A 2,095-nucleotide genomic window follows, 5' to 3' on the forward strand; every position below is an offset into this window, starting at 1 on the left:
CGATTAACTCGAGTACTTGTTGGTAGTAGTCTTGTCCCATATCTAAACAATAGGCAAAGGCTAGCCATTGTAGCAATTTCTCTAGTTTGTGTTCTCCTAGCTCTTCTTTACCAATGCGTGCCACTTGCTCGTGTTCAGGCAAGGCATCAGCATAGTCTTTTTGCCACTGTCGGTATTGCAGCGCTTCAAGTAAATGAGGTTTTAACTCGCTTAAGTCGTCACCTCGCGAGTATTTTTGGTGGAGTAATTCTGTTACATCATTAACTAACCTAAAGGCATTGTTCATTTTTACTTCATCAGTGAACTTGCCTGTGGTCTCTAATTTTTTAATTTTTTTAGTAATGACTTTTATTCTAAAATTAACTCTGTCGTCATAATAAGCTTTATTTCTTAGTGTATCTCTTAACATAGTGTTCTCGTTTTATAAGTCTAACGCTTTACCAATGATCTTGGCATTTTTGTCCAGTTCTTTTACGACTAAGCTGTTGTCTAGTTTGTTGCGTATTAGTAGTTTTTGCACCATACCATCGTTGTCAGCTAGTGAGTCTAGTATCTCTTCAATGTGCTCCTCACTTACCCCTGCTTTTCTTAATCGTTTTTCGTCAATCCAGTCATTGCTCATTTGCTTGCCGTCTTTGGTATTCCCCAAACGTGCTTTATTGTACTTGGCTTCAGTGATGGCAAAATAAGGCGGCGGGTTTGGATGGAGATAAATTCCGTCTATACCTGTTTCACCTGCTTTGTAATTACCGTCAGTTTTTCCGAGTGGTGTATAGCCTTTTTCAGTCATGAGTTGGTGGCTATTATACTCTCCTGCAGCAGCCTTTTTATGGTTCATTGATTTAAATTCAGTAAAATCATCAGGTGTTTTTCGTGACTTGGTTAAAGCTTTAGCTGCTTGACCACCGGGTAAATTATTGCCACTTGGGGCTTTGAGTTCAATCGTTTTTACTTTATTAGGTACGTTAGTTATGCCTAAAGCAGGTACTCCACCCGTGTATTCATCAAGGGCTTTGCTAAATTTTTTCTCAAGGTCTTGCATGCCTTGAGTAATGCCTTGCTCTACTTTTGGGAGTATTTCGCCGAGTTTTTTACTGGCATTTTTTAAGCTATCAAGGGCTTCATCGGGAATAATTCTTTTTAAATACCAGCTATCGACAATATCATCAAAGGCACCACGGATACTGACTATTTTTTCTTTCACTAAATCGATAGCTTGTTTGGTTAAACCAGCCCAGTCAATGTCGCGTAAGAATTTAACCGGGTCGCCTTTGCCTAGTTCACGTGCTTATTTCAATTGAAAGCGCAAGGGCGGGAGTAAGTACTTCCCCTGCATTTTCAATAATAACTTTGCCGACGCCTTTAATGGCTGAGCCGCTCGACTTTGGAAGTTAGGGGAACAAAACTAATACCCGTTAAGGCTAAGGCAATCCACCCCATGCTGTCGTTTGCTTTATCATCATCAGTGAGTAACATAGTGTTGGCACAGACATCGCGCACGTCCATCACTTGGTCAGCTACGCTGGGGTATAAGCGGTATCATCGAAATAACGATACCGCCTACAAATCTTTGAAGTAGACGGATTTTTATTGAAATCGTGTTACAAGGCGCTGTGCACCTATTGACTGTAATAATAAAGACAGTTTGACTCCCCCCCGATGAAACTTTACTCAAGCACGTTTTAATTAATAGGTTGACCTTTAGCAACACGCTCTCTTACTTCGGCAGGTGAAAGAGGCGGGAAGTTGATGCCTTTTTCTATGAGCAGCTCTTTGACTTTTAGTGCCCATTTGTAAGAATCAGAAGATGGGGGAATCAGATTAGAATTCAAGCCATCGTGTATTCTCCATGCGATTGTTGCTCCAGTTTGGGCTGGGGAGTGATACTCAGTACCGAGTTTTATGAATTTGTATACTAGTTCAAATTTACCTAAGTAGGAAGCATCTAAAGCACTATTTTTATTAGCGCGATTGGTTTTGTTTAAATCAACACCGTGCTTGATTAATAACTCTATTTCATCCCAATCACCCATACCAATGGCGCCAAAAATAGCGGGCTGACCATCTCTATCAACCGCATTGGCATCGCCGCCAT

At 40.8% G+C, this 2,095-nt stretch carries 3 protein-coding genes and 1 pseudogene; all 4 read right to left on the reverse strand.

Annotation, left to right across the window (positions count from 1 at the left end):
• The coding region (locus ABD005_RS17995) for a PoNe immunity protein domain-containing protein (RefSeq protein ID WP_343819136.1) at nucleotides 1-409 on the reverse strand (409 nt) is incomplete at its 3' end.
• Between the two features lie 12 nt (nucleotides 410-421).
• On the reverse strand, nucleotides 422-1,204 hold the full coding sequence (locus ABD005_RS18000) for a hypothetical protein (RefSeq protein ID WP_343819138.1): 783 nt from the start codon (nucleotides 1,202-1,204) through the stop codon (nucleotides 422-424).
• Nucleotides 1,205-1,362: 158 nt separating this feature from the next.
• A complete protein-coding gene (locus ABD005_RS18005) occupies nucleotides 1,363-1,509 on the reverse strand; it encodes a hypothetical protein (protein WP_343819140.1) in 147 nt (48 codons plus the stop codon).
• Nucleotides 1,510-1,682: 173 nt separating this feature from the next.
• Nucleotides 1,683-2,095, reverse strand: a pseudogene (locus ABD005_RS18010) (ankyrin repeat domain-containing protein); the annotation flags it as partial.

It is taken from the genome of Colwellia asteriadis, assembly GCF_039523295.1.
Classification (GTDB): Bacteria; Pseudomonadota; Gammaproteobacteria; order Enterobacterales; family Alteromonadaceae; genus Colwellia; species Colwellia asteriadis.